Here is an 18,388-nt window from a genome sequence, read left to right as displayed (position 1 = left end):
GGGCCGCGCCCTTAGTGCCAGCGCGCCCGCGCGGCAAGCTCACTGCTTGGGTGCGGGCACTTCGGACGGCGTTTCGCCCGGCTGGATCGTATCGGGTTCGACCGACGGATTCTCGTCCGGCTGGCTCGGGGGCGCTTCGCCGGGGTTGATGACCGGCGGCGTCTCCGGCGGAGCGGCGGGTTCGATGGTATCGGGCTTGCTGGGGGGCTGGGTGGCCATGATGATCCTTTCGTGTCGGCTCCTGAACGGTCCACCATCGTCGCACGTTCCCCCGCTTGCCCTTTCGCCGCGCGCGCTGTAACGGCGCACCCCTGTTCGCGAGCGGGGTTCCCCGCCCGCGCGGCTTCGTTCGGGTTTGCGGGCGTGGCGGAATTGGTAGACGCGCTGGTTTTAGGTACCAGTATCGCAAGATGTGGGGGTTCGAGTCCCTTCGCCCGCACCAGCCGCCGCCCCGATCTCGAGCGATCACGAGATTGACGTTTTACAAAGGCTTACGACCTCCCATGAAGATCGAAGAGACCACGAACGAAGGCCTGCGCCGCGCCTACAAGCTGACGATCCCTGCCAAGGAGATCGACGCCGCGGTGACCGCAGAGATCAAGAAGATCGCTCCGCAGGTGCGCATGCCCGGCTTCCGCCCCGGCAAGGTGCCCGCGAACCTCGTGAAGAAGATGCACGGCGAAGCGATTCACGGGCAGGTGGTCAACGAGCAGATCACCGGCGCCATCGATTCGCTGATGAGGGACAAGAAGCTCCGCCCGGCGATGCAGCCGCGCGTCGAGCTGGGCGAGGGCTACGAAGAGGGCAAGGATGCCACGCTGACCGTCGACCTGGAAGTGCTGCCCGAGATCGAGGCGCCTTCGGTCGACGGCATCAAGCTCGACAAGCTGACCGTTCCGGTGAGCGATGCCGAGGTCGACGAGGCGGTGGGCAACATCGCTGCCCAGCAGAAGAGCTGGAAGGACGCGCCCAAGAGCAAGAAGGCGGCCGATGGCGACCAGCTGATCATCGACTTCACCGGTTCGATCGACGGTGTCGAATTCGAAGGCGGCAAGGCGGAGGAAGCGCCCCTGGTTATCGGTTCGGGCCGCTTCATCCCCGGTTTCGAGGAACAGCTCGCCGGTGTGAAGGCGGGTGACGACAAGACCATCACCGTCTCGTTCCCCAAGGACTATCCGGCGAAGGAACTCGCCGGAAAGGACGCGCAGTTCGCGATCCATGTCCACAAGGTGCAGGTCGAGGACGAAACGAAGGTCGACGAGGACTTTGCCAAGAACCTCGGCCTCGAAAGCCTCGAGCAGCTTCGCAGTTTGCTCAAGGGCCAGCTCGAGCAGGAACTGGGTGGCCTCACCCGGACCGCCATGAAGCGCCAGCTGCTCGATTCGCTCGCATCCGGCCACGACTTCGCCGTGCCGCAGGGCATGGTCGATGCCGAGTTCGAGCAGATCTGGGCCCAGCTCCAGCAGGAAGCTGCGCAAGACGAGGATCCGGCCGCCGCCCTCAAGGAAATCGAGGCGGAGAAGGACGATTACCGCGCCATCGCCGAGCGACGCGTGCGCCTTGGCCTGCTCCTGTCGGAAATCGGCCAGGCGAACGGCGTCCAGGTGACGCAGCAGGAGATGAGCATGCTCATCCAGCAGGCTGCCCAGCAGTATCGTCCGGAAGATCGCGACCGGTTCATGGAGCTGATCCGCACGAACGACATGGCCGCCGCCCAGCTGCGTGCGCCGCTCTATGAAGACAAGGTCGTCGACTTCCTGTTCGACAAGGCCGACGTTTCGGAACGCGAAGTGACACGCGACGAGCTCCAGGCCGCGATCGAGGCGGAAGAGGCTCCGGCCCCGGCTCCTGCCAAGAAGAAGGCGCCGGCCAAGAAGGAAGCCGCCAAGAAGGACGCAGCCCCCGCCAAGGAAGCTGCGCCGAAAAAGGCGGCCGCCAAGAAGGATGCGGAACCCGCTGCCGAGAGGCCCGCAGCCAAGAAGGCTCCGGCCAAGAAGGCCGCGGCCGATGAGAAGCCTGCTGCCAAAAAGGCCCCTGCCAAGAAGGCTGCAGCCAAGAAGTAAGCCGGCGCGCTGCGGAACCGCTGCCCTTGGGCGGCGGTTACCGCTCTATGCTCGAAAGCTGGATCCGCGAAGTCACCCTCGCCACCTCACTGGTGGTCGAGGGTGTCGCCGCGTTGATCGTCGCCTACGCTGTGGCCGAGGCGATCGTGCGGCTGCTCATGTCGTTCCGGCGCCACAGCGGCGACCAACCCTCGCACGTCGCGCACGATGCGAAGGAGGATATCCGGCTCCGGCTCGGACGCTGGCTGGCGCTGTCGCTAGAGCTGTTGCTCGGCGCGGACATCCTGCGCACGGCGGTTGCTCCGAGCTGGTCCGAGATCGGTCAGCTCGCCGCCATCGCCGCGATCCGCACCGCGCTCAATTTCTTCCTCCAGCGAGAGATCGAGGCCGCGCAAGGCCGCCGGGCGCGTCAGTCCTCGACCGGCGACCAAGGCAAGAACGACGGAACCGGCACAGAAGCGCTGCGCGCCCGCTCGTAAGCTGCGCCGATCTTCAGGATGGCGTGATCCTGCCATTTGCCGCCCATGAAGCTGATCCCGACGGGCAAGCGCTCCACGGCGCCCATCGGAACGGTAAGGTGAGGATAACCGGCAATCGCGGCGAGATATCCTGCTCCCACCCGGCCGCCGAAATTATCGCCGCCCAAGAGGTCGATCGGCCAGGCCGGCTGCATTGTCGGCGCCACGAGAACGGCGAGATTCTGTTCTCGCAGTAATCGATCGATACCATCCTCCCGTGTCGCCCGCAGGTTTGCGTCGCGCGCCGCGCGATAGGCAGCGGCGTCGGTGGTCGTGAGCGATTGCTCGAACAGGCCCTGATCGAACCAGCGCAATTCCTGCGCGGCATTGGCCTTGTTGAAGGCCACTACCTCCGCGAGCGAGCGAGGCCCGCCCTCGACAGGCCGGGTTGCGAGGTACTCATCCATTCCTTCGCGCAGTTCGAACAAGAGGACTTGCAGGCTTCGCTGCCAGAATGAGCCCTCCGGCTGGAAATCGACGTCCACGAAAACCGCACCCGCGCGCTCCATATCGGCTCGAGCCTGCTCGAACAGCGCAAGGAGGCGAGGGTCGGTCCCGGCCTGATTGCGAAGGACGCCGATGCGAACCCCCTTGAGCGAAGCAGTGTCGAGGCTGCGGGTGAAGTCGGTCTTGTACTGATCGGCCTCGGCTGTTGCAGGGTCCGCCGGATCGCTTCCGGCAATCGCGGAAAGCAGCAGCGCGGCATCGGCCACGCTGCGTGCCATCGGGCCGGCAGTGTCCTGCGTGACACTAATCGGCACGATGTGCGTGCGGCTGACGAGACCGACGGTCGGCTTGAAACCGACGATTCCATTGACACTGGCGGGGCAGGTGATCGACCCGTTCGTTTCGGTTCCGATTGCCGCCCAGGCCATACCAGCTGCAATCGCCGCTCCGCTCCCGGAAGATGAACCGCAAGGGTTGCGATCGATCGCATGGGGGTTTCGCGTCTGGCCGCCGATCGCACTCCAGCCGCTCGACGAATCGTTCGACCGGATGTTGGCCCATTCGGACAGGTTGGTCTTGCCGAGGATCACCCCGCCGGCGGCGCGAATGCGCGCGACTGGCGGTGCGTCACGGCCGGTGCGGTTGTCTTTCAGCGCCAGCGAGCCCGCCGTGGTGGGCCATTCTCGAGTTTCGACGTTGTCCTTTACCAGAATAAATCGACCTTTCAGCGGTCCGGCATCGGCCGCGGCGCGGGACTTTTCGGGTGCGTCGCGATCGTAGACGATCACAGCATTCAGCATGGGGCCTCCATCGTCCAGCGACCGAATGGCGCTCAGGTAACTCGCCGTACGCGCTGCCTCGTCGACCGGTTCGCTGGCGGAAAGTTTGCTGCCGGCCGTGATCGACAGCATTGCAACGGCGAACGAAACGAACTTGGGATTTGATTTCATGTCGTCGACACTGCCATGCACCGCTCTCCCGTCAATCCCCAACGCCTTCGCTGGCAGAAGGTTAATCCCCTTGAACATCGCCAAGCCACTCGCGACATAGGCCGCCGATACGAGACGGAAGGAAGACAATCTCATGATCGATGTGTTCGGCGGTTCGCACGACACCTATGGCTCGCAGGGGCTGTTCCGGCGCGACCCCGTGACCGGAGCGCTGGTGCCCGTGGTGGTCGAGCAGACCAGCCGCGGAGAACGCAGCTTCGACATCTTCAGCCGCCTGCTTCGCGAACGCATCGTGTTCGTCACCGACCAGATCGAGGACAACATGGCCTCGCTGATCGTCGCGCAGCTGCTGTTCCTCGAGAGCGAGAACCCCTCGAAGCCGATCAGCATGTACATCAACTCGCCGGGCGGCGTGGTGACGGCCGGCATGGCGATCCACGACACCATGCAGTACATCAAGCCGCGCGTGTCGACGGTCTGCATCGGCCAGGCCGCGTCGATGGGCAGCTTCCTGCTCGCGGCGGGCGAGCCGGGCATGCGTATCGCGCTCCCCAACGCGCGCATCATGGTGCACCAGCCGTCCGGAGGCGCGCGCGGCATGGCGTCGGACATCGAGATCCAGGCGCGCGAGATCCTGCGCATCCGCCAGCGGATGAACGACCTCTACGTCAAGTACACCGGTCGTTCGCTGACCGAGATCGAGAAGGCGCTGGACCGCGACACCTTCCTCGAGGCCGAGGAAGCGATGAAGTTCGGCATCGTCGACAAGGTGTTCGAGACTCGCCCCGAGGGTGAGGCCGCGGCCGACGCCGAGGGATCCGGCGGAGCGCCCGAATAAGGTCTCAACGCCGGCATGCCCCAGCGCGGGACGCCGCACCGTAGCAATTCGGCAACCCTGCACTTTCAGGTTGTCGCAAGGCCGCTGTGCTAGGCGCAATGAGTTGATTATCGAGAATCCGGCCTTAGGGTCGACGAATCCCTGTCTCGGTCGCGAGGCGTTTTGGGCTTCGAAAGCCAGGATATGACCAAGTTGAGCGGAACCGACTCCAAAAGCACCCTTTACTGCAGCTTCTGCGGCAAGTCGCAGCACGAGGTGCGCAAGCTGATCGCGGGCCCGACGGTGTTCATCTGCGACGAGTGCGTCGAGCTGTGCAACGACATCATCCGTGAAGAGACCAAGGCCGGGATCGCCGGTCGCAAGGAAGGCGACGTTCCCACACCGCTCGACATCTTCACCACGCTCAACGACTACGTGATCGGCCAGGATCGCGCCAAGCGCGTGCTCTCGGTCGCGGTGCACAACCACTACAAGCGGCTGAAGCACAGCGGCAAGGCGGGCGACGTCGAGCTGGCGAAGTCCAACATCCTGCTCGTCGGCCCCACCGGCTCGGGCAAGACTCTGCTCGCGCAGACACTGGCGCGCACCTTCGACGTGCCGTTCACGATGGCCGACGCCACGACGCTGACCGAAGCCGGCTATGTCGGCGAGGACGTGGAGAACATCATCCTCAAGCTGCTGCAGGCAAGCGACTACAACGTCGAGAAGGCGCAGCACGGCATCGTCTACATCGACGAAATCGACAAGATCACCCGCAAGGCGGAAAACCCCTCGATCACGCGCGACGTGTCGGGCGAGGGGGTGCAGCAGGCGCTGCTCAAGCTCATGGAGGGCACCACCGCGAGTGTCCCGCCGCAAGGTGGGCGCAAGCACCCGCAGCAGGAATTCCTGCAGGTTGACACGACGAACATCCTGTTCATCTGCGGCGGTGCCTTCGCCGGCCTCGAGAAGATCATCGCCGACCGCCTGCAGAAGCGCTCGATCGGCTTCGGCGCGCACGTTGCCGATCCCGACAAGCGCCGCGTGGGCGAACTGCTCCAGAAATGCGAGCCCGAGGACCTCCTCAAGTTCGGCCTGATTCCCGAATTCGTCGGCCGCCTGCCGGTGATCGCCACCTTGAACGACCTCGACGTCGACGCGCTGGTGATGATCCTCACCGAGCCGAAGAACGCGCTGGTCAAGCAGTACTGCAAGCTCTTCGAGCTCGAAGACGTGGACCTCACGTTCACCGACGACGCTTTGCGTGCGGTTGCCGAGAAGGCGATCCAGCGCAAGACCGGCGCCCGCGGCCTGCGTTCGATCGTGGAAGGCATCCTGCTCGACACGATGTTCGACCTGCCCGACATGGACGGAGTGACCGAGATCGTCGTCGACAAGGACGTCGTCGAGGGTCGCAAGGATCCCGTTCGCGTGGTCGAGGCCAAGAAAGGCAAGGAAGAGGCGGCCTGAGCCCGCCTTCGTTCGAGACGGATATCCGGAGGCTCAGCTCCGACGATGTGTCGGCCATGCGGTCAGCGCTCGACGTGTACGCTGATTCCTTCGACGACGTGCCGAGCTATCGCGCGGCGCAGCCCGATGACACCTACCTCGAACGATTGCTCGCGCGCGACGATTTCATCCAGCTCGTCGCGGCAGATGGCGGCACTATCGTGGGAGCGATGAGTGCCTACGTGCTGCCGAAGTTCGAGCAGGCGCGGAGCGAAATCTACATCTACGATCTTGCGGTCGACGAAAATTGGCGTCGACAGGGGATTGCCGAACGGATGATTGAGCATCTGAAGTCGATCGCGGGGGACGTGGGGGCATGGGTTATCTATGTCCAGGCCGATCACGGCGACGAACCGGCGATCGCGCTCTACGCCAAGCTCGGTTCGCGCGAGGATGTCATACACTTCGACATCACCCCCTGACCTTCGGTCAGATCAGCAGTCAGCGCCGCACTTCTCGCGCGCAGTCTCGATCTGCACGGTCGCGTGCGCGATGCCGTGTTCGTGTGCGAGGTCGTGCGCGAGCGACCGGAGGAAGGCGTCTCCCGGGTGACCGCCGGGCATCACGAGGTGCGCGGTCAGCGCGGCCTCGGTCGTGCTCATCGGCCAGATGTGGAGGTCGTGGACCGCGGTCACGCCGGGCAGTGAGGCCAGGTGGATGCGAACGGCGGCTTCGTCGATGTGCCCCGGCACCGCGTTCAGTGCCAGCTTCAGGCTGTCCTTGAGCAGACCCCAGGTGCCCCATGCGATCACCGCGACGATGACCAGGCTCGTCGCAGGATCGATCCAGCGCGCGCCGGTCCACAGGATGAAGGCGCCCGCGACAACCACGCCGAGGCTTACCAGCGCATCCGCCGCCATGTGCAGGAACGCGCCGCGAATGTTGATGTCGTGCTTGCGACCGCGCACGAACAGCATCGCGGTGCCCGCGTTGATCAGGATGCCGATCCCGGCGACGATGATCATCGTGCGCCCCTCGACGGCGGGCGGCTCGCCCATGCGGTTGAGCGTCTCGAACGCGATCCCGCCGATCGCGACCAGCAAGAGCCCCGCATTGGCCAGCGCGGCGAGGATCGTCGAACTCTTGAAACCGTAGGTGAAGCGGCCGGCGGGTGGTCGCTTGGCGAGCACGCTGGCGCCCCACGCGAGTGCGAGGCTGAGCACGTCGCTCAGGTTGTGCCCGGCATCCGCGATGAGCGCCATCGAGCCCGACAGGACCCCGGCCACCGCCTCGACCCCGACGAAGGCGAGGTTGAGCACCACGCCGATCGCGAAAGCCGGGCCGTAATCGACCGGACCGTGCGCATGGCCGTGGCCGTGGCCGTGGCCATGACCGTGATCGTGAGAGTGCCCCGCGCCCATAGCCCTATTCGTAGACGCAGGCGTCGAGCCCGTCGCGCCTTACCACTCCGATCCGGGCGGCGATGGTGTTGCCGTAGCGACGGGTGAATCCTGTCGGGTTCACGACCGAGCGTTTCTTCGGCAGGGGCAGGGCGGCCGCCATCCGGGCCGCCTCAGTGCGTGTCATGTGGTCGGCCGAATGGCGGAAATAGCGCAAAGCACCCTCCTCGACGCCGTAGGTCCCGATCCCGGTCTCGGCGACGTTGAGGTAGACTTCCATGATCCGCCGCTTGCCCCAGATCTTTTCGATCAGGAAGGTGAACCAGGCCTCGAAGCCCTTGCGGACGTATCCGCCGCCCTGCCACAGGAACACGTTCTTGGCGGTCTGCTGGCTGATCGTGGAGCCACCGCGGATGCGCCCGCCTTCCATGTTGCGCTGGATTGCCTGTTCGATCGCTTCCCGGTCGAAACCGTCGTGACTGCAGAACTTGCCGTCCTCGGCCGCGATGACCGCCGAAACTAGGTTGCGGTCGATGCTCGACAACGGCTCCCAGTTCCGGACTACCGGGTTGGGGTCCATCAGCATGGTCGCGGTGTAAGGTACCGGCACGAACTTGAAGACGACGACCAGCAGCAGGCTGAGCGCGACGAACCCTAAGGCAAACTTGGCGACCAGCTTTGCGAACCACAGCATCGGGCACCGTTGCTAGGGGTATCGACTTCGCCCCGCAAGCGGTGCACATCTGCGGCGGGTCGTTTCGGAGAATGCCCATGCCGCAATTCGTGATCGAACGTGAAATGCCGGGAGCCGGTGCGCTGTCGGACGACGAACTGAAAGGTGCCTCCCAGCACTCGTGCAGCGTCCTCAAGGATCTCGGCCCCGAGATCGAATGGAACCACAGCTACGTTACCGGCGACAAGATCTACTGCGTCTATTCCGCGCCCAGCGAGGACCTGATCCGGCAACACGCCGAAAAGTCGGGCTTCCCGGCCAATTCAGTATCTGAAGTAAAGACGATCATCAGTCCGGCGACCGCCGGATAGCGAAAGGGCCGCCCCCTTATCGGGAGCGGCCCTTCGATTTTCCCTGCGTTCGGGCTGTCAGCCCGCGGCCAGCGCCGCGAGGCTTCCGGCCGGTGCGAGCCGCTCGCCGGCGATGCGCTGCATCGCCTTCTGGAGCTTCTCGAACGCGCGCACCTCGATCTGGCGGATGCGTTCGCGGCTGACGTCGTACTGCTGCGACAGTTCCTCCAGCGTCTGCGGGTTGTCCGTCAGGCGCCGTTCGGTGAGGATGTGCTTCTCACGCTCGTTGAGGCTGTCCATCGCCTCGACCAGCATCTCGTGCCGCATCGTCGCCTCTTCCGCCTCGGCGGTGGTTTCGTCCTGCAGCGGACGGTCGTCCTGCAGCCAGTCCTGCCATTCGCCCGAGCCTTCCTCGGCTCCGCGCATCGAGACGTTGAGCGACCCGTCGCCGCCCATCATCATCCGGCGGTTCATGTTGATCACTTCCTGCTCGGGCACGCCGAGGTCGGTTGCGATCTTGGTCACGTCGTCGGGATGGAGGTCGGAATCCTCGTAGGCTTCGAGTTCCTTCTTCATCCGCCGCAGGTTGAAGAACAGCTTCTTCTGCGCCGCGGTGGTGCCCATCTTCACGAGCGACCACGAGCGGAGGATGAACTCCTGGATCGAGGCCTTGATCCACCACATCGCGTAAGTCGCGAGGCGGAAGCCGCGATCGGGTTCGAACTTCTTGACGCCCTGCATCAGGCCCACGTTGCCCTCTGAGATGAGGTCGCTGACCGGCAGGCCATAACCGCGGTAACCCATGGCGATCTTCGCCACGAGGCGCAGGTGGCTGGTGACGAGCTGGGCCGCCGCTTCGGGGTCCTCATGCTCGGCATAACGCTTGGCGAGCATGTATTCCTGCTCGGGCGTCAGAATGGGGAATTTCTTGATTTCGGCGAGATAGCGGTTGAGGCTCTGCTCTCCGCTGAGCGCCGGGACAGATACTGTCTTGGTATTGCTCACTTTAACCCTGACCTTTCCTGCGTCGCTCTCGTTATCGGGACCCCTGATGGGCATCCGTCGGTTGGAGCACGCTCCTTGCTATATAGCGCTGGCACTCGATCGATTCGAGTGCTTTTCGTCGATTTCAATGTGCAACTCGGTCGATTAGTTCCGCCATGTCGGCAGGTAGTTCGCTCGCAAAGGCGAGCCGGTTACCGGTAACGGGATGGGCGAAGCCGAGGCTGGCCGCATGCAGTGCCTGGCGGCGGAAATCGAGCTCCGCGAGCAGGGGGCGCAAAGGCGCTGGAGTGCGTCCGTACACAGGGTCTCCCAATAGCGGATTGCCGATTGACGCAAGGTGAACCCGGACCTGGTGCGTGCGCCCGGTTTCGAGCCGGCATTCGACGAGCGCCGCGTGGGTCAACGGGCGCAAGGTCCGGTAGTGCGTGACCGCGTGTTTCCCGCGCGGCGACTTGTCGGGCAGCACGGCCATCTTCTTGCGGTTGGCGTCGGACCGGCCGATGCGCCCCTCTATGCGGCCTTCGGTCGGCCGCGGGTGGCCGCCCGTGACCGCGAGATAGGTCCGCTCGATCGAATGATCGGCGAACTGCCGGGCCAGCCCCTCGTGCGCGACATCGCTCTTGGCGACCACGAGGAGACCGGAGGTGTCCTTGTCGATCCGGTGCACGATGCCCGGGCGCAAGGTCCCGTTGATCCCCGACAGCCGACCCGCGCAATGATGGAGCAGCGCGTTGACGAGGGTTCCGTCGAGATTGCCGGCGGCGGGATGCACGACGAGACCTGCGGGCTTTTCGACGACGATCAGGTGCTCGTCCTCGAACACGATGTCGAGCGGGATGTCCTGTGCCACCGTGTCGAGCGGTGCGGGCGGGGGAAGGGCGACTGCGAATGGCTCGCCGCCTGCGACCTTGGCCGAGCCGCTCGCGACGATCTGCCCGCCGATCGTCACCGCGCCTTCGCCGAGCAGCGACTTGACCCGTTCGCGCGACAGTCCGGTGGCCTCCGCCAGTGCCTTGTCGAGGCGACCGGGCGTCGTCAGCATGCCGGTGATGATTTCGCCGTCCCCCATGCTAGGGAGATGGGCGATGCCGCGCGAAGTCTCAAGCACCCTCGTCGACCAACTCATCGACTGCGCGGGCAAGGCGCATCCGCGCGAGGCGTGCGGGCTGCTGCTGGGCAGCAACGACGTGATCGGCGAGGTTCGCGCTTGCGACAACGTGCATCCTCGCCCCGAAACGCATTTCGAGATCGACCCGCGCGCCCTGATCGAAGCGCACCGTGCTGCGCGGGCGGGCGGTCCCGAGGTCATCGGGTACTGGCATTCCCACCCGGCGGGGCGGCCCGAACCTTCTGCAACCGATCGCGCGCACGCCACGGGAGACGGCAAGGTGTGGGCCATCGTCGGCGAAGGGACAGTGCGCTGGTGGCGCGATGGGCCCGGCGGGTTCGAACCGCTTTCCTACCGCGTGACGGGCGGCTAGGACGGCGCCCATGCCGTTTCCCGCGCCCTGTCTGCCGCCGCCTTGTTCTCGCGGGGCTGGGGGTGCCGGTCTTTCTTCTCAGGACACTGTGACAGGTGTGACACCATTCAGGATGATTTCGACCTAAATGAACGAAACTGACCAACTCGATCTCGCCGCCATGCTCTGTTCGCGGCTTTGCCACGACCTGCTCTCGCCGGTCGGTGCGCTGACCAACGGCCTCGAGCTGCTGGCAGACGAGCGCGACCCCGAAATGCGGCAGAAATGCCTCGAACTGCTCGAGCAGAGCGCCAAGACCAGCGCGGACAAGCTCAAGTTCTTCCGCCTCGCGTTCGGCGCGGCGGGCGGGTTTGGCCAAAGCGTGCCGGTTGACGAGGCGAAGGCCGTGACCGAGGCGCTGGTCGGCGACGCCAAGCGGGTCGAGCTCAAGTGGGGCGTTGCGACCGACCGTCTGCCCAAGGGCGCGGTCAAGGTCCTGCTCAATTTCGCGCAGATCGGGCTCGACGCGCTGGTGCGCGGCGGGACGCTCGAAATCGGGGCCGAGAGCCGCGGTGGATCGAGCGAGATCGTGGTGCGCGCCGCAGGACCGCGGATCGCTTTTGACCAGACGATCGGCCGGGCACTGGAAAACCGGCTCGATCCCGGCGAGCTCAGCAGCCGCACGGCCGCGGCGCACATGCTGGCGCTGCTGGCCAGGCAGGCCGGCGGGGGCCTGCAGTACATGCTGTCCGACGAAGCGCTGATCCTCGGCGCGGTGCTTCCCGAGGGCTGACCCATGGATGAGCTCGTCCATCGCACGGTGCCGTCGCCCAACTGGGACGAGCGCAAGCTGCCGATCTCGATGGTCGTGCTGCACTACACCGAGATGGCGAGCGCCGAGCAGGCTCTGGCCCGGCTGACCGATCCCGAGGCCAAGGTCAGCGCCCACTACCTCATCACCGAAGCGGGTGAGGTCATCCGCATGGTCGACGAGGACAAGCGTGCCTGGCACGCCGGGGTCAGCTTCTGGCGCGGCCATCGCGACGTGAACTCGGCGAGCATCGGGATCGAGCTCGATCATCCGGGCCATGACCTGGGTTACCGCGAGTTCCGCGAAGAGCAGTTCGCGGCGCTGGTGCCGCTTCTGGCGCGCATCGTGAAGGACCACGGCATCCCGCGCGCCAACGTCGTCGGCCATTCCGACGTCGCCCCGGCACGCAAGATCGATCCGGGCGAGCTGTTCCCGTGGGACCGGCTTGCGGAATACAAGCTGTGCCTCGCGCGGCCCGACAAGCTCGAAGCCGGCGATCCGTTCGACAACGACGCCGCCTTCTACCTCGCGCTGGAGCGCTTCGGATACGACGTGACCGACGGGCACAAGGCGGTCGAGGCCTTCCAGCGGCGCTGGCGTCCCGAAAAGATCGACGGCGAGGTCGACGGGCAGGTGCGGGCGATCCTGTTCAAGTTGCTCTTGGATCGCGACCAGGGGCGGACTAGATAGCAACTCGCCAGGGGGCCGGGCAGCCGCGTGCGCCGCAAGGTGCTCGAGGAAAGTCCGGGCTCCACGAAACAAGGGTGGCGGGTAACGCCCGCCGCGGGCAACCGTAGGGAAAGTGCCACAGAAAGTAGACCGCCTCTCTCGAGAGGTAAGGCTGAAAGGGTGCGGTAAGAGCGCACCGGGGTCCTGGTAACAGGGCTCGCACGGCAAACCCCACCCGGAGCAAGGCCAAATAGGGGTCTCGCGCGAAAGCAGGGGCGTTTCGTCCCGAGAGACCCGGGTTGGCTGCTTGAGCCGCGCGGCAACGCACGGCCGAGATGAATGGCTGCCCCGGCGGCGTGGGTCCTTCGGGATACCGCCCGCCGGACAGAACCCGGCTTACAGGCCCCCTGGCGATATCCGTTGCACTTGAAACCGCTTCTGGACTTTGGCGTTCGGTGCATCGAATGCAGTCAGGTTCCTGAGGAGAGTTACCGCATGATTCGCACTGCCCTGTTTGCTTCTGCCGCTATTGCCGCACTCGCTTCCGTCCCCGCCTCCGCGGACGAAGGTATGTGGACCCTCGATGCATTCCCAGCAGAGCGCATGCGCGCCGACTATGGATGGGCGCCGGACCAGGCCTGGCTCGACAAGGTCCGGGGCGGTGCGGTACGACTGACCGGCGGCTGCTCGGCCAGCTTCGTCTCGCCGCAGGGGTTGATCCTCACCAACCACCACTGCATCGCGACCTGCCTCGCCGACAACTCGAGTGAGGCCAAGGACTACCTCAACGACGGGTTCGTTTCCTCGCGCCGCGAGGACGAATTGAAGTGTCCGGGGCAGCAGGCGGAAGTGGTGACCGCGATCACCGACGTCACTTCGCGTATCAAGGGCGCGATGGGGTCGCTGACCGGCGAGGCCCTGACGAAGGCCCGCGACGCGGAGATCGCGGCGATCGAGAAGGCCGGTTGCACCGATCTCAAGACCACGCGCTGCCAGGTCGTCACGCTGTTCGGCGGCGGCCAGTACAAGCTCTACACTTACCGCAAGTATTCGGACGTCCGCCTTGCCTGGGCGCCGGAAGACCGCGCGGCCACGTTCGGCGGCGATCCGGACAACTTCAACTTCCCGCGCTACTCGATGGATGCGAGCTTCCTGCGCGCCTACGAGGACGGCAAGCCGGTGGCATCGCCCCAGTTTCTCAAGTGGAACCCGCGGCCGCCGGTCAAGGGCGAGGCGACTTTCGTGGTCGGCAACCCCGGCTCGACCAGCCGCCTGTGGACCGGCAGCCAGCTCGCCTTCGAACGCGAGGTGCGCCTGCCCGTGACTCTCGCGACGCTTTCCGAGCTCCGCGGGCGCGTGATCCGCGCCATGCAGGAAAGCCCGACGAAAGAGCGCGAAGGTCTCGACACCCTGAACGGCATCGAGAACAGCCTCAAGGTTTTCATCGGGCGGACCAAAGCGCTCAACGATCCTGCATTCACCGGAAAGCTCTCCGCAGCAGAGGCGGACCTCAGAGCGAAAAGTGCCGGTAACGCTGCGATCGGGGATCCGTGGACTACGGTCGACGGTGCGATGAGCGCGTATCGCTCGCTCTATCTCCCGCTCCGCTTCACCCAGCCCTCGAGCGACCTGCTCGGCTATGCCCAGACCCTGGTGTTCGCCGCGCAGGAACGCGAAAAGGACAACAGCGAGCGTCTTCCGGGTTATACGGACAGCCGCTTGCCCTTACTCGAGAAGCAGATTCTCGACGAGCGCCCGATCCACCCGTGGCTCGACAAGCTCACGCTGGAATGGAGCCTTTCTAAGGCGCGCGAGTACCTCGGTGCGGATGATCCGGACACCAAGCTGCTGCTCGGCAAGGCCAGCCCGGAAGGGCTGACCGAATCGCTCGTCAACGGAACCAAGCTCGCCGATCCGGCGGTTCGCAAGGCGCTGTGGGATGGCGGAATGAAGGCGATCAAGGCGTCGGAAGACCCGATGATCGTCTATGCGCTGCGCCTCGCCGACCGTCAGCGCGAACTGCGCAAGCTGACCGATGCGCAGTACAGCGGGCCGCTGGCGATTGCCGGAAGCCAGCTTTCGGACGCACGCTTCGCGGCGTACGGCGACACGCTCTATCCCGATGCCACGTTCACGCTGCGGATCAGCTACGGCAAGGTTGCCGGGTGGACCGAGCGGGGCAACGAGGTGCCCTACGAAACCACCATGGGCGGTACATTCGATCGCGCGACCGGAAATGCGCCCTATGACGCAGCGGGTGGCTTCGTCGCCGCCAAGGCCAAGATCGACCCGAACGCGACCTACAACTTCGTCACCACCAACGACATCATCGGCGGGAACTCCGGCTCTCCGGTGATCGACCGTGCGGGCACGGTGATTGGCGCGGCGTTCGACGGTAACATCCACTCGCTCGGTGGGAACTACGGCTACGACGGCACGCTCAACCGCACCGTCGTCGTATCGACCGACGCGGTCCAGGAAGCGCTCGAGAAGATCTATCCGGCGCCTGCGCTGGTTAAGGAACTCTCTGGCAAGAAGTGATCGGGATGAGGCGGGGCGCTAGGCCCCGCCTGTTCGAGATCGGGGCGGGACCTTAGGTTCCGCCCCTTTTTGCTGCCGGTAAGGCCTTCAGTCCCGCCCGATACTCGAATAGGTAAACCCGGCAGCCCGCACGTCGGCGGGCCGGTAGATGTTGCGGAGGTCGACGAGGACGGGCGCGTTCATCACCGTCTTCAACCTCTGCAGGTCGAGCGCGCGGAAGGCATCCCATTCGGTGACGATCGCAGCAGCGTCGGCCTCTTCGAGCGCCGCGTAAGGGCTGTCGCACATCGTCACTTCCGGCATCAGCGGCCGGGCGAGTTCCATGCCTTCCGGGTCGTAGGCCGTCACTTGCACTCCCGCGTCGACGAGCGCCTGGGCGATGGCAATCGCGGGGCTGTCGCGCATGTCGTCGGTGTTGGGCTTGAAGGTGAGTCCGAGCAGTGCAACCTTCTTGCCGCGTGCCGTGTCGACACCGCCGAGCGCATCGATAACCTTGCGGCCCATCGCGCGCTTGCGGCTGTCGTTGACCTTGACGACCGCTTCCACGATCCGCGTCGGCGCACCTGAATCCTCAGCCGTCTTGAGCAGCGCCAGCGTATCCTTGGGGAAGCAGCTGCCGCCGTAACCCGGCCCGGCGTGGAGGAACTTGGAACCGATCCGCCCATCCATCCCGATGCCGCGGCTCACGTCCTGCACGTCGGCGCCGACCTTCTCGCAGAGATCGGCCATTTCGTTGATGAAGGTGATCTTGGTCGCGAGGAAGGCGTTGGCGGCGTACTTGATCAGTTCGCTGGTCCGCCGGCCGGTGAAAAGGATCGGCGATTCGTTGAGGTATAGAGGGCGGTACACCTCGCGCATGACCTCGCGGCCGAATTCGTCTTCGGCGCCGATGACGATGCGATCCGGGCGTTTGAAATCGCCGATCGCAGCCCCTTCGCGCAGGAATTCTGGGTTCGAAACGACCGACACCTTAAGGCTGCAGCCGCTATCGGCAATGATCCGCTCAACCTCGTCGCCGGTGCCGACGGGCACGGTCGACTTTGTCACCACCACCGCTTCGTTCGCCAGCGCCTCGCCGACCTCGCGCGCGACGGCATAGACGTACGACAGGTCGGCGTGGCCGTCGCCCCGGCGACTAGGCGTGCCGACGGCAATGAAGATGGCCGATGCCCCCGCTATCCCTTCGGCAAGATCGGTCGTGAACGAAAGCCGGCCCGCGTTGACGTTCGCTTCGACGAGCGCATCGAGCCCGGGCTCGTAGATGGGCATCACGCCTTCCCGGAGACGGTCGATCTTCGATTGGTCCTTGTCGATGCAGACCACTGTGTGTCCGAAGTCGGCAAAGCAGGCCCCCGATACGAGACCCACGTATCCCGACCCGACCATCGCGATCTTCATGCTTCGCAATCCTTTTTCGTTATTTCCGTCGCGCCGTTGGCTTCGACCGCCTGGATGATCCGTCGGCTGTCGCCCTCCAGGACGAGCGCAGTCAGGCAGCCGGTACGATAGGCTCCGGTGTCGATCCCGATGCGGTTGCTCCGGAGGTCTATGCTCTCGGCAATTGTATGCCCGTGGACGACGAAGTAGTCGTGCGGCGCATCGTGCTCGAGGAACGGTTCGCGAATCCAGCGGAGATGATGCTGCTTTTGCTCTTCGAGCGCGACGTCAGGCAGGATGCCGGCATGGACGAATAGATAATCGCCGGCGACGAAGTGGTCCTTGGCAGCCGCGAGATAGTCGCGATGCGCCGGCGGGACGGATCTCCCCATGATGTCCTGCAGTTCCTCCAGCGAAGCCTCGTCATACTGCTGGCGAGGGACGCCGTAGCTCAGGATCGTCTGGCGGCCGCCGTGTCGCAGGAAGTGGCGCAGGACCCCTTCGTTGTCGAACGATTGGAGGAACATCTCCTCGTGGTTGCCGGCAAGAAGTTCGACGCGTCGGCGCCGACCCCACTCTATGGACAATTCGACCACTCCGGCACTGTCCGGACCGCGATCCACCAGATCGCCCAGCAAGACGACAGTGGTGCGCGCGGGAGCCGCAGCCTTGTCGTCCTCTTCGATCGCTTCGATCAGCGCTTCGTACAAATCCCGGCGCCCGTGGATGTCGCCGATCACGTAAAAGCGTTCGCCCGCCGGCACCTTGGCGCGGACGGGGGCTGGCTTGGAACGGAAAATCTGGCGCAGCGGTTCGAACATGGCTTCTTGAAAAGGCAAACGAGGTTGCGGGCGGACACGCCGCATAGGGGAGCGGCCGCTAGGCGGCAATGCATGAGCAGGCAGTGAACTTGGCCTGCTGGTGCAGAAAATCAACACAACCCAGCGCATTCGCGTGGATACGAATTTTTTCTTGTGCATTGCAGCATGGCGAGGCAAGAAAGTTGCGCATTTGCCGCAAGGCGGTCCGCAAGAATGACGGACCCCCGGCGTGTGCGCAGGTGGGACGAGGCACAAACCCAAAGGAGTTTGCCATGCTCACGTCCATCCGCGGCATCGTTGCCGCATCAGTTCTCGCTACTTCCGCGCTCGTCGCAACGCCTGCGTTCGCGCAGGATGAAGAGGCCGGCCCCGTTTCCGTCTCGGGCAGCGTTACGCTGGTCTCCGATTATCGCTTTCGCGGCGTTTCGCTCTCGGGCGGCGACCCGGCTGTCCAGGGCGGCATCACCGTCACCCATGAAAGCGGGTTCTACATCGGCACCTGGGCCAGTTCGATCGACGACGGTGGCACCGACATCTACGGTGACATGGAACTCGACGTGTTCGGCGGCTGGAGCGGCGACCTTGCCGAAGGCGTCGGTCTCGACGTCGGCCTGCTGCTTTATGCCTATCCGACCAATGCGGCCGGCGTGAAGGCACAGTACTGGGAGCCCTACGCCACCATCTCGGGCCAACTCGGACCGGTCGAAGCGAAGCTCGGCGTCAATTATGCGTGGGAGCAGGCTTCGCTCGGAAACGACGACAACCTCTACATCCACACCGAACTCGCCACGTCGATCCCCAACACGCCGCTCAGCTTGTCGGCGCATCTCGGGTACACCGACGGCGTGCTGGCGCCTCCGTTCCTCGCGGGAACCGCGGACGATTCCGGCTTCGACTGGTCGATCGGTGCGAGCGCGACCGTTCTTGGAAGCCTGACGCTCGGTGTGTCCTACGTTGGTGTCGAAGGGCCGTCGATCAACGGCTTCACCGACGACGCCGTCGTGTTCTCGCTCGGCGCGAGCTTCTGATCGCAGGGG

At 64.9% G+C, this 18,388-nt stretch carries 19 protein-coding genes, 1 tRNA gene and 1 other RNA gene; 13 read left to right on the top strand and 8 right to left on the bottom strand.

What is annotated here, in order from left to right; translation table 11 throughout:
• Nucleotides 1-39: 39 nt before the first annotated feature.
• A complete protein-coding gene (locus A6F68_RS12015; RefSeq protein WP_067680452.1) occupies nucleotides 40-219 on the bottom strand; it encodes a hypothetical protein in 180 nt (59 codons plus the stop codon).
• Nucleotides 220-357: 138 nt separating this feature from the next.
• On the opposite strand from A6F68_RS12015, the gene A6F68_RS12010 reads away from it, so the two are divergent.
• The 3 genes from A6F68_RS12010 to A6F68_RS12000 all read left to right on the top strand — a co-directional run bounded on the left by A6F68_RS12010 (nucleotide 358) and on the right by A6F68_RS12000 (nucleotide 2,542).
• Nucleotides 358-442 (top strand) — tRNA-Leu (locus A6F68_RS12010).
• Nucleotides 443-503: 61 nt separating this feature from the next.
• Nucleotides 504-2,063 carry a trigger factor gene (gene tig, locus A6F68_RS12005; RefSeq protein WP_067680449.1) on the top strand — a complete coding sequence of 520 codons (1,560 nt, stop codon included), beginning with the start codon at nucleotides 504-506 and terminating at the stop codon, nucleotides 2,061-2,063.
• A gap of 47 nt (nucleotides 2,064-2,110) precedes the next feature.
• Nucleotides 2,111-2,542: a DUF1622 domain-containing protein gene (locus A6F68_RS12000; RefSeq protein WP_067680446.1), complete on the top strand. Its 432-nt coding sequence runs from the start codon at nucleotides 2,111-2,113 to the stop codon at nucleotides 2,540-2,542.
• On the opposite strand, the gene A6F68_RS11995 is transcribed toward A6F68_RS12000, so the two are convergent.
• A complete protein-coding gene (locus A6F68_RS11995) occupies nucleotides 2,473-3,939 on the bottom strand; it encodes an amidase (RefSeq protein ID WP_418368994.1) in 1,467 nt (488 codons plus the stop codon). The two genes, A6F68_RS12000 and A6F68_RS11995, sit on opposite strands and share 70 nt — an antisense overlap.
• A gap of 172 nt (nucleotides 3,940-4,111) precedes the next feature.
• On the opposite strand from A6F68_RS11995, the gene A6F68_RS11990 reads away from it, so the two are divergent.
• The 3 genes from A6F68_RS11990 (at nucleotide 4,112) to A6F68_RS11980 (ending at nucleotide 6,726) form a co-directional block, all read left to right on the top strand.
• Complete coding sequence (locus tag A6F68_RS11990) at nucleotides 4,112-4,816, top strand: ATP-dependent Clp protease proteolytic subunit (RefSeq protein ID WP_067680440.1); 705 nt, start codon at nucleotides 4,112-4,114, stop codon at nucleotides 4,814-4,816.
• 183 nt (nucleotides 4,817-4,999) lie between these two features.
• Complete coding sequence (gene clpX / locus A6F68_RS11985; protein WP_067682561.1) at nucleotides 5,000-6,265, top strand: ATP-dependent Clp protease ATP-binding subunit ClpX; 1,266 nt, start codon at nucleotides 5,000-5,002, stop codon at nucleotides 6,263-6,265.
• A 23-nt stretch (nucleotides 6,266-6,288) separates the two neighbouring features.
• Complete coding sequence (locus A6F68_RS11980) at nucleotides 6,289-6,726, top strand: AAC(3)-I family aminoglycoside N-acetyltransferase (RefSeq protein WP_335673627.1); 438 nt, start codon at nucleotides 6,289-6,291, stop codon at nucleotides 6,724-6,726.
• Nucleotides 6,727-6,738: 12 nt separating this feature from the next.
• Here A6F68_RS11980 and A6F68_RS11975 read toward each other — a convergent pair whose 3' ends face one another.
• Nucleotides 6,739-7,665, bottom strand: coding sequence for a cation diffusion facilitator family transporter (locus A6F68_RS11975; protein ID WP_067680434.1), 927 nt, complete (start codon nucleotides 7,663-7,665; stop codon nucleotides 6,739-6,741).
• 4 nt (nucleotides 7,666-7,669) lie between these two features.
• Complete coding sequence (mtgA, locus tag A6F68_RS11970; protein ID WP_067680431.1) at nucleotides 7,670-8,338, bottom strand: monofunctional biosynthetic peptidoglycan transglycosylase; 669 nt, start codon at nucleotides 8,336-8,338, stop codon at nucleotides 7,670-7,672.
• Nucleotides 8,339-8,427: 89 nt separating this feature from the next.
• Between mtgA and A6F68_RS11965 the strand changes: the two genes are divergently transcribed.
• The gene (locus A6F68_RS11965; protein ID WP_232308132.1) at nucleotides 8,428-8,688 is read left to right on the top strand and encodes a DUF4242 domain-containing protein; all 261 of its coding nucleotides are present in this window, start codon (nucleotides 8,428-8,430) and stop codon (nucleotides 8,686-8,688) included.
• 57 nt (nucleotides 8,689-8,745) lie between these two features.
• On the opposite strand, the gene rpoH is transcribed toward A6F68_RS11965, so the two are convergent.
• Both rpoH and A6F68_RS11955 read right to left on the bottom strand, forming a co-directional pair.
• On the bottom strand, nucleotides 8,746-9,672 hold the full coding sequence (gene rpoH, locus A6F68_RS11960; RefSeq protein ID WP_074428350.1) for an RNA polymerase sigma factor RpoH: 927 nt from the start codon (nucleotides 9,670-9,672) through the stop codon (nucleotides 8,746-8,748).
• A 124-nt stretch (nucleotides 9,673-9,796) separates the two neighbouring features.
• A complete protein-coding gene (locus A6F68_RS11955) occupies nucleotides 9,797-10,741 on the bottom strand; it encodes an RluA family pseudouridine synthase (protein ID WP_067680428.1) in 945 nt (314 codons plus the stop codon).
• Nucleotides 10,742-10,757: 16 nt separating this feature from the next.
• Here A6F68_RS11955 and A6F68_RS11950 point away from each other — a divergent pair, with 16 nt between their 5' ends.
• From A6F68_RS11950 to A6F68_RS11930, 5 genes are all read left to right on the top strand, one after another.
• Nucleotides 10,758-11,153 carry a M67 family metallopeptidase gene (locus tag A6F68_RS11950; protein ID WP_157096726.1) on the top strand — a complete coding sequence of 132 codons (396 nt, stop codon included), beginning with the start codon at nucleotides 10,758-10,760 and terminating at the stop codon, nucleotides 11,151-11,153.
• A gap of 127 nt (nucleotides 11,154-11,280) precedes the next feature.
• Complete coding sequence (locus tag A6F68_RS15235; RefSeq protein WP_067680421.1) at nucleotides 11,281-11,925, top strand: histidine phosphotransferase family protein; 645 nt, start codon at nucleotides 11,281-11,283, stop codon at nucleotides 11,923-11,925.
• A gap of 3 nt (nucleotides 11,926-11,928) precedes the next feature.
• The gene (locus A6F68_RS15230; RefSeq protein ID WP_067680418.1) at nucleotides 11,929-12,633 is read left to right on the top strand and encodes an N-acetylmuramoyl-L-alanine amidase; all 705 of its coding nucleotides are present in this window, start codon (nucleotides 11,929-11,931) and stop codon (nucleotides 12,631-12,633) included.
• A gap of 7 nt (nucleotides 12,634-12,640) precedes the next feature.
• Nucleotides 12,641-13,027, top strand: an RNA gene (rnpB, locus tag A6F68_RS11935) — RNase P RNA component class A.
• 80 nt (nucleotides 13,028-13,107) lie between these two features.
• A complete protein-coding gene (locus A6F68_RS11930) occupies nucleotides 13,108-15,153 on the top strand; it encodes a S46 family peptidase (protein WP_067680415.1) in 2,046 nt (681 codons plus the stop codon).
• A gap of 87 nt (nucleotides 15,154-15,240) precedes the next feature.
• On the opposite strand, the gene A6F68_RS11925 is transcribed toward A6F68_RS11930, so the two are convergent.
• Both A6F68_RS11925 and A6F68_RS11920 read right to left on the bottom strand, forming a co-directional pair.
• Nucleotides 15,241-16,551, bottom strand: a complete 1,311-nt coding sequence (locus A6F68_RS11925) for a UDP-glucose dehydrogenase family protein (RefSeq protein WP_067680412.1) — start codon at nucleotides 16,549-16,551, stop codon at nucleotides 15,241-15,243.
• Complete coding sequence (locus tag A6F68_RS11920) at nucleotides 16,548-17,510, bottom strand: metallophosphoesterase family protein (RefSeq protein WP_335673615.1); 963 nt, start codon at nucleotides 17,508-17,510, stop codon at nucleotides 16,548-16,550. Before A6F68_RS11920 ends, A6F68_RS11925 begins: the two co-directional genes overlap by 4 nt.
• A 113-nt stretch (nucleotides 17,511-17,623) precedes the next feature.
• On the opposite strand from A6F68_RS11920, the gene A6F68_RS11915 reads away from it, so the two are divergent.
• Nucleotides 17,624-18,379 carry a TorF family putative porin gene (locus A6F68_RS11915; protein WP_067680406.1) on the top strand — a complete coding sequence of 252 codons (756 nt, stop codon included), beginning with the start codon at nucleotides 17,624-17,626 and terminating at the stop codon, nucleotides 18,377-18,379.
• Nucleotides 18,380-18,388: the final 9 nt, after the last annotated feature.

It is taken from the genome of Tsuneonella dongtanensis (genome assembly GCF_001698205.1).
Classification (GTDB): Bacteria; Pseudomonadota; Alphaproteobacteria; order Sphingomonadales; family Sphingomonadaceae; genus Tsuneonella; species Tsuneonella dongtanensis.
The sequence above is the reverse complement of the archived record's forward strand: the minus strand, read 5'-3'. Positions and strand labels throughout refer to the sequence as shown.

Excerpts from the sequence above, each read along its gene's own strand:
- tig (WP_067680449.1), top strand. The coding sequence starts at position 504 with ATGAAGATCGAAGAGACCACGAACGAAGGCCTGCGCCGCGCCTACAAG.
- clpX (WP_067682561.1), top strand. The coding sequence starts at position 5,000 with ATGACCAAGTTGAGCGGAACCGACTCCAAAAGCACCCTTTACTGCAGC.
- A6F68_RS11995 (WP_418368994.1), bottom strand. The coding sequence starts at position 3,939 with ATGCTGTCGATCACGGCCGGCAGCAAACTTTCCGCCAGCGAACCGGTC.
- A6F68_RS12000 (WP_067680446.1), top strand. The coding sequence starts at position 2,111 with ATGCTCGAAAGCTGGATCCGCGAAGTCACCCTCGCCACCTCACTGGTG.
- A6F68_RS11950 (WP_157096726.1), top strand. The coding sequence starts at position 10,758 with ATGCCGCGCGAAGTCTCAAGCACCCTCGTCGACCAACTCATCGACTGC.
- A6F68_RS11975 (WP_067680434.1), bottom strand. The coding sequence starts at position 7,665 with ATGGGCGCGGGGCACTCTCACGATCACGGTCATGGCCACGGCCACGGC.
- mtgA (WP_067680431.1), bottom strand. The coding sequence starts at position 8,338 with ATGCTGTGGTTCGCAAAGCTGGTCGCCAAGTTTGCCTTAGGGTTCGTC.
- A6F68_RS11915 (WP_067680406.1), top strand. The coding sequence starts at position 17,624 with ATGCTCACGTCCATCCGCGGCATCGTTGCCGCATCAGTTCTCGCTACT.
- A6F68_RS11930 (WP_067680415.1), top strand. The coding sequence starts at position 13,108 with ATGATTCGCACTGCCCTGTTTGCTTCTGCCGCTATTGCCGCACTCGCT.
- A6F68_RS11955 (WP_067680428.1), bottom strand. The coding sequence starts at position 10,741 with ATGGGGGACGGCGAAATCATCACCGGCATGCTGACGACGCCCGGTCGC.
- A6F68_RS15230 (WP_067680418.1), top strand. The coding sequence starts at position 11,929 with ATGGATGAGCTCGTCCATCGCACGGTGCCGTCGCCCAACTGGGACGAG.
- A6F68_RS11920 (WP_335673615.1), bottom strand. The coding sequence starts at position 17,510 with ATGCACAAGAAAAAATTCGTATCCACGCGAATGCGCTGGGTTGTGTTG.
- A6F68_RS11990 (WP_067680440.1), top strand. The coding sequence starts at position 4,112 with ATGATCGATGTGTTCGGCGGTTCGCACGACACCTATGGCTCGCAGGGG.
- A6F68_RS12015 (WP_067680452.1), bottom strand. The coding sequence starts at position 219 with ATGGCCACCCAGCCCCCCAGCAAGCCCGATACCATCGAACCCGCCGCT.
- A6F68_RS15235 (WP_067680421.1), top strand. The coding sequence starts at position 11,281 with ATGAACGAAACTGACCAACTCGATCTCGCCGCCATGCTCTGTTCGCGG.
- A6F68_RS11925 (WP_067680412.1), bottom strand. The coding sequence starts at position 16,551 with ATGAAGATCGCGATGGTCGGGTCGGGATACGTGGGTCTCGTATCGGGG.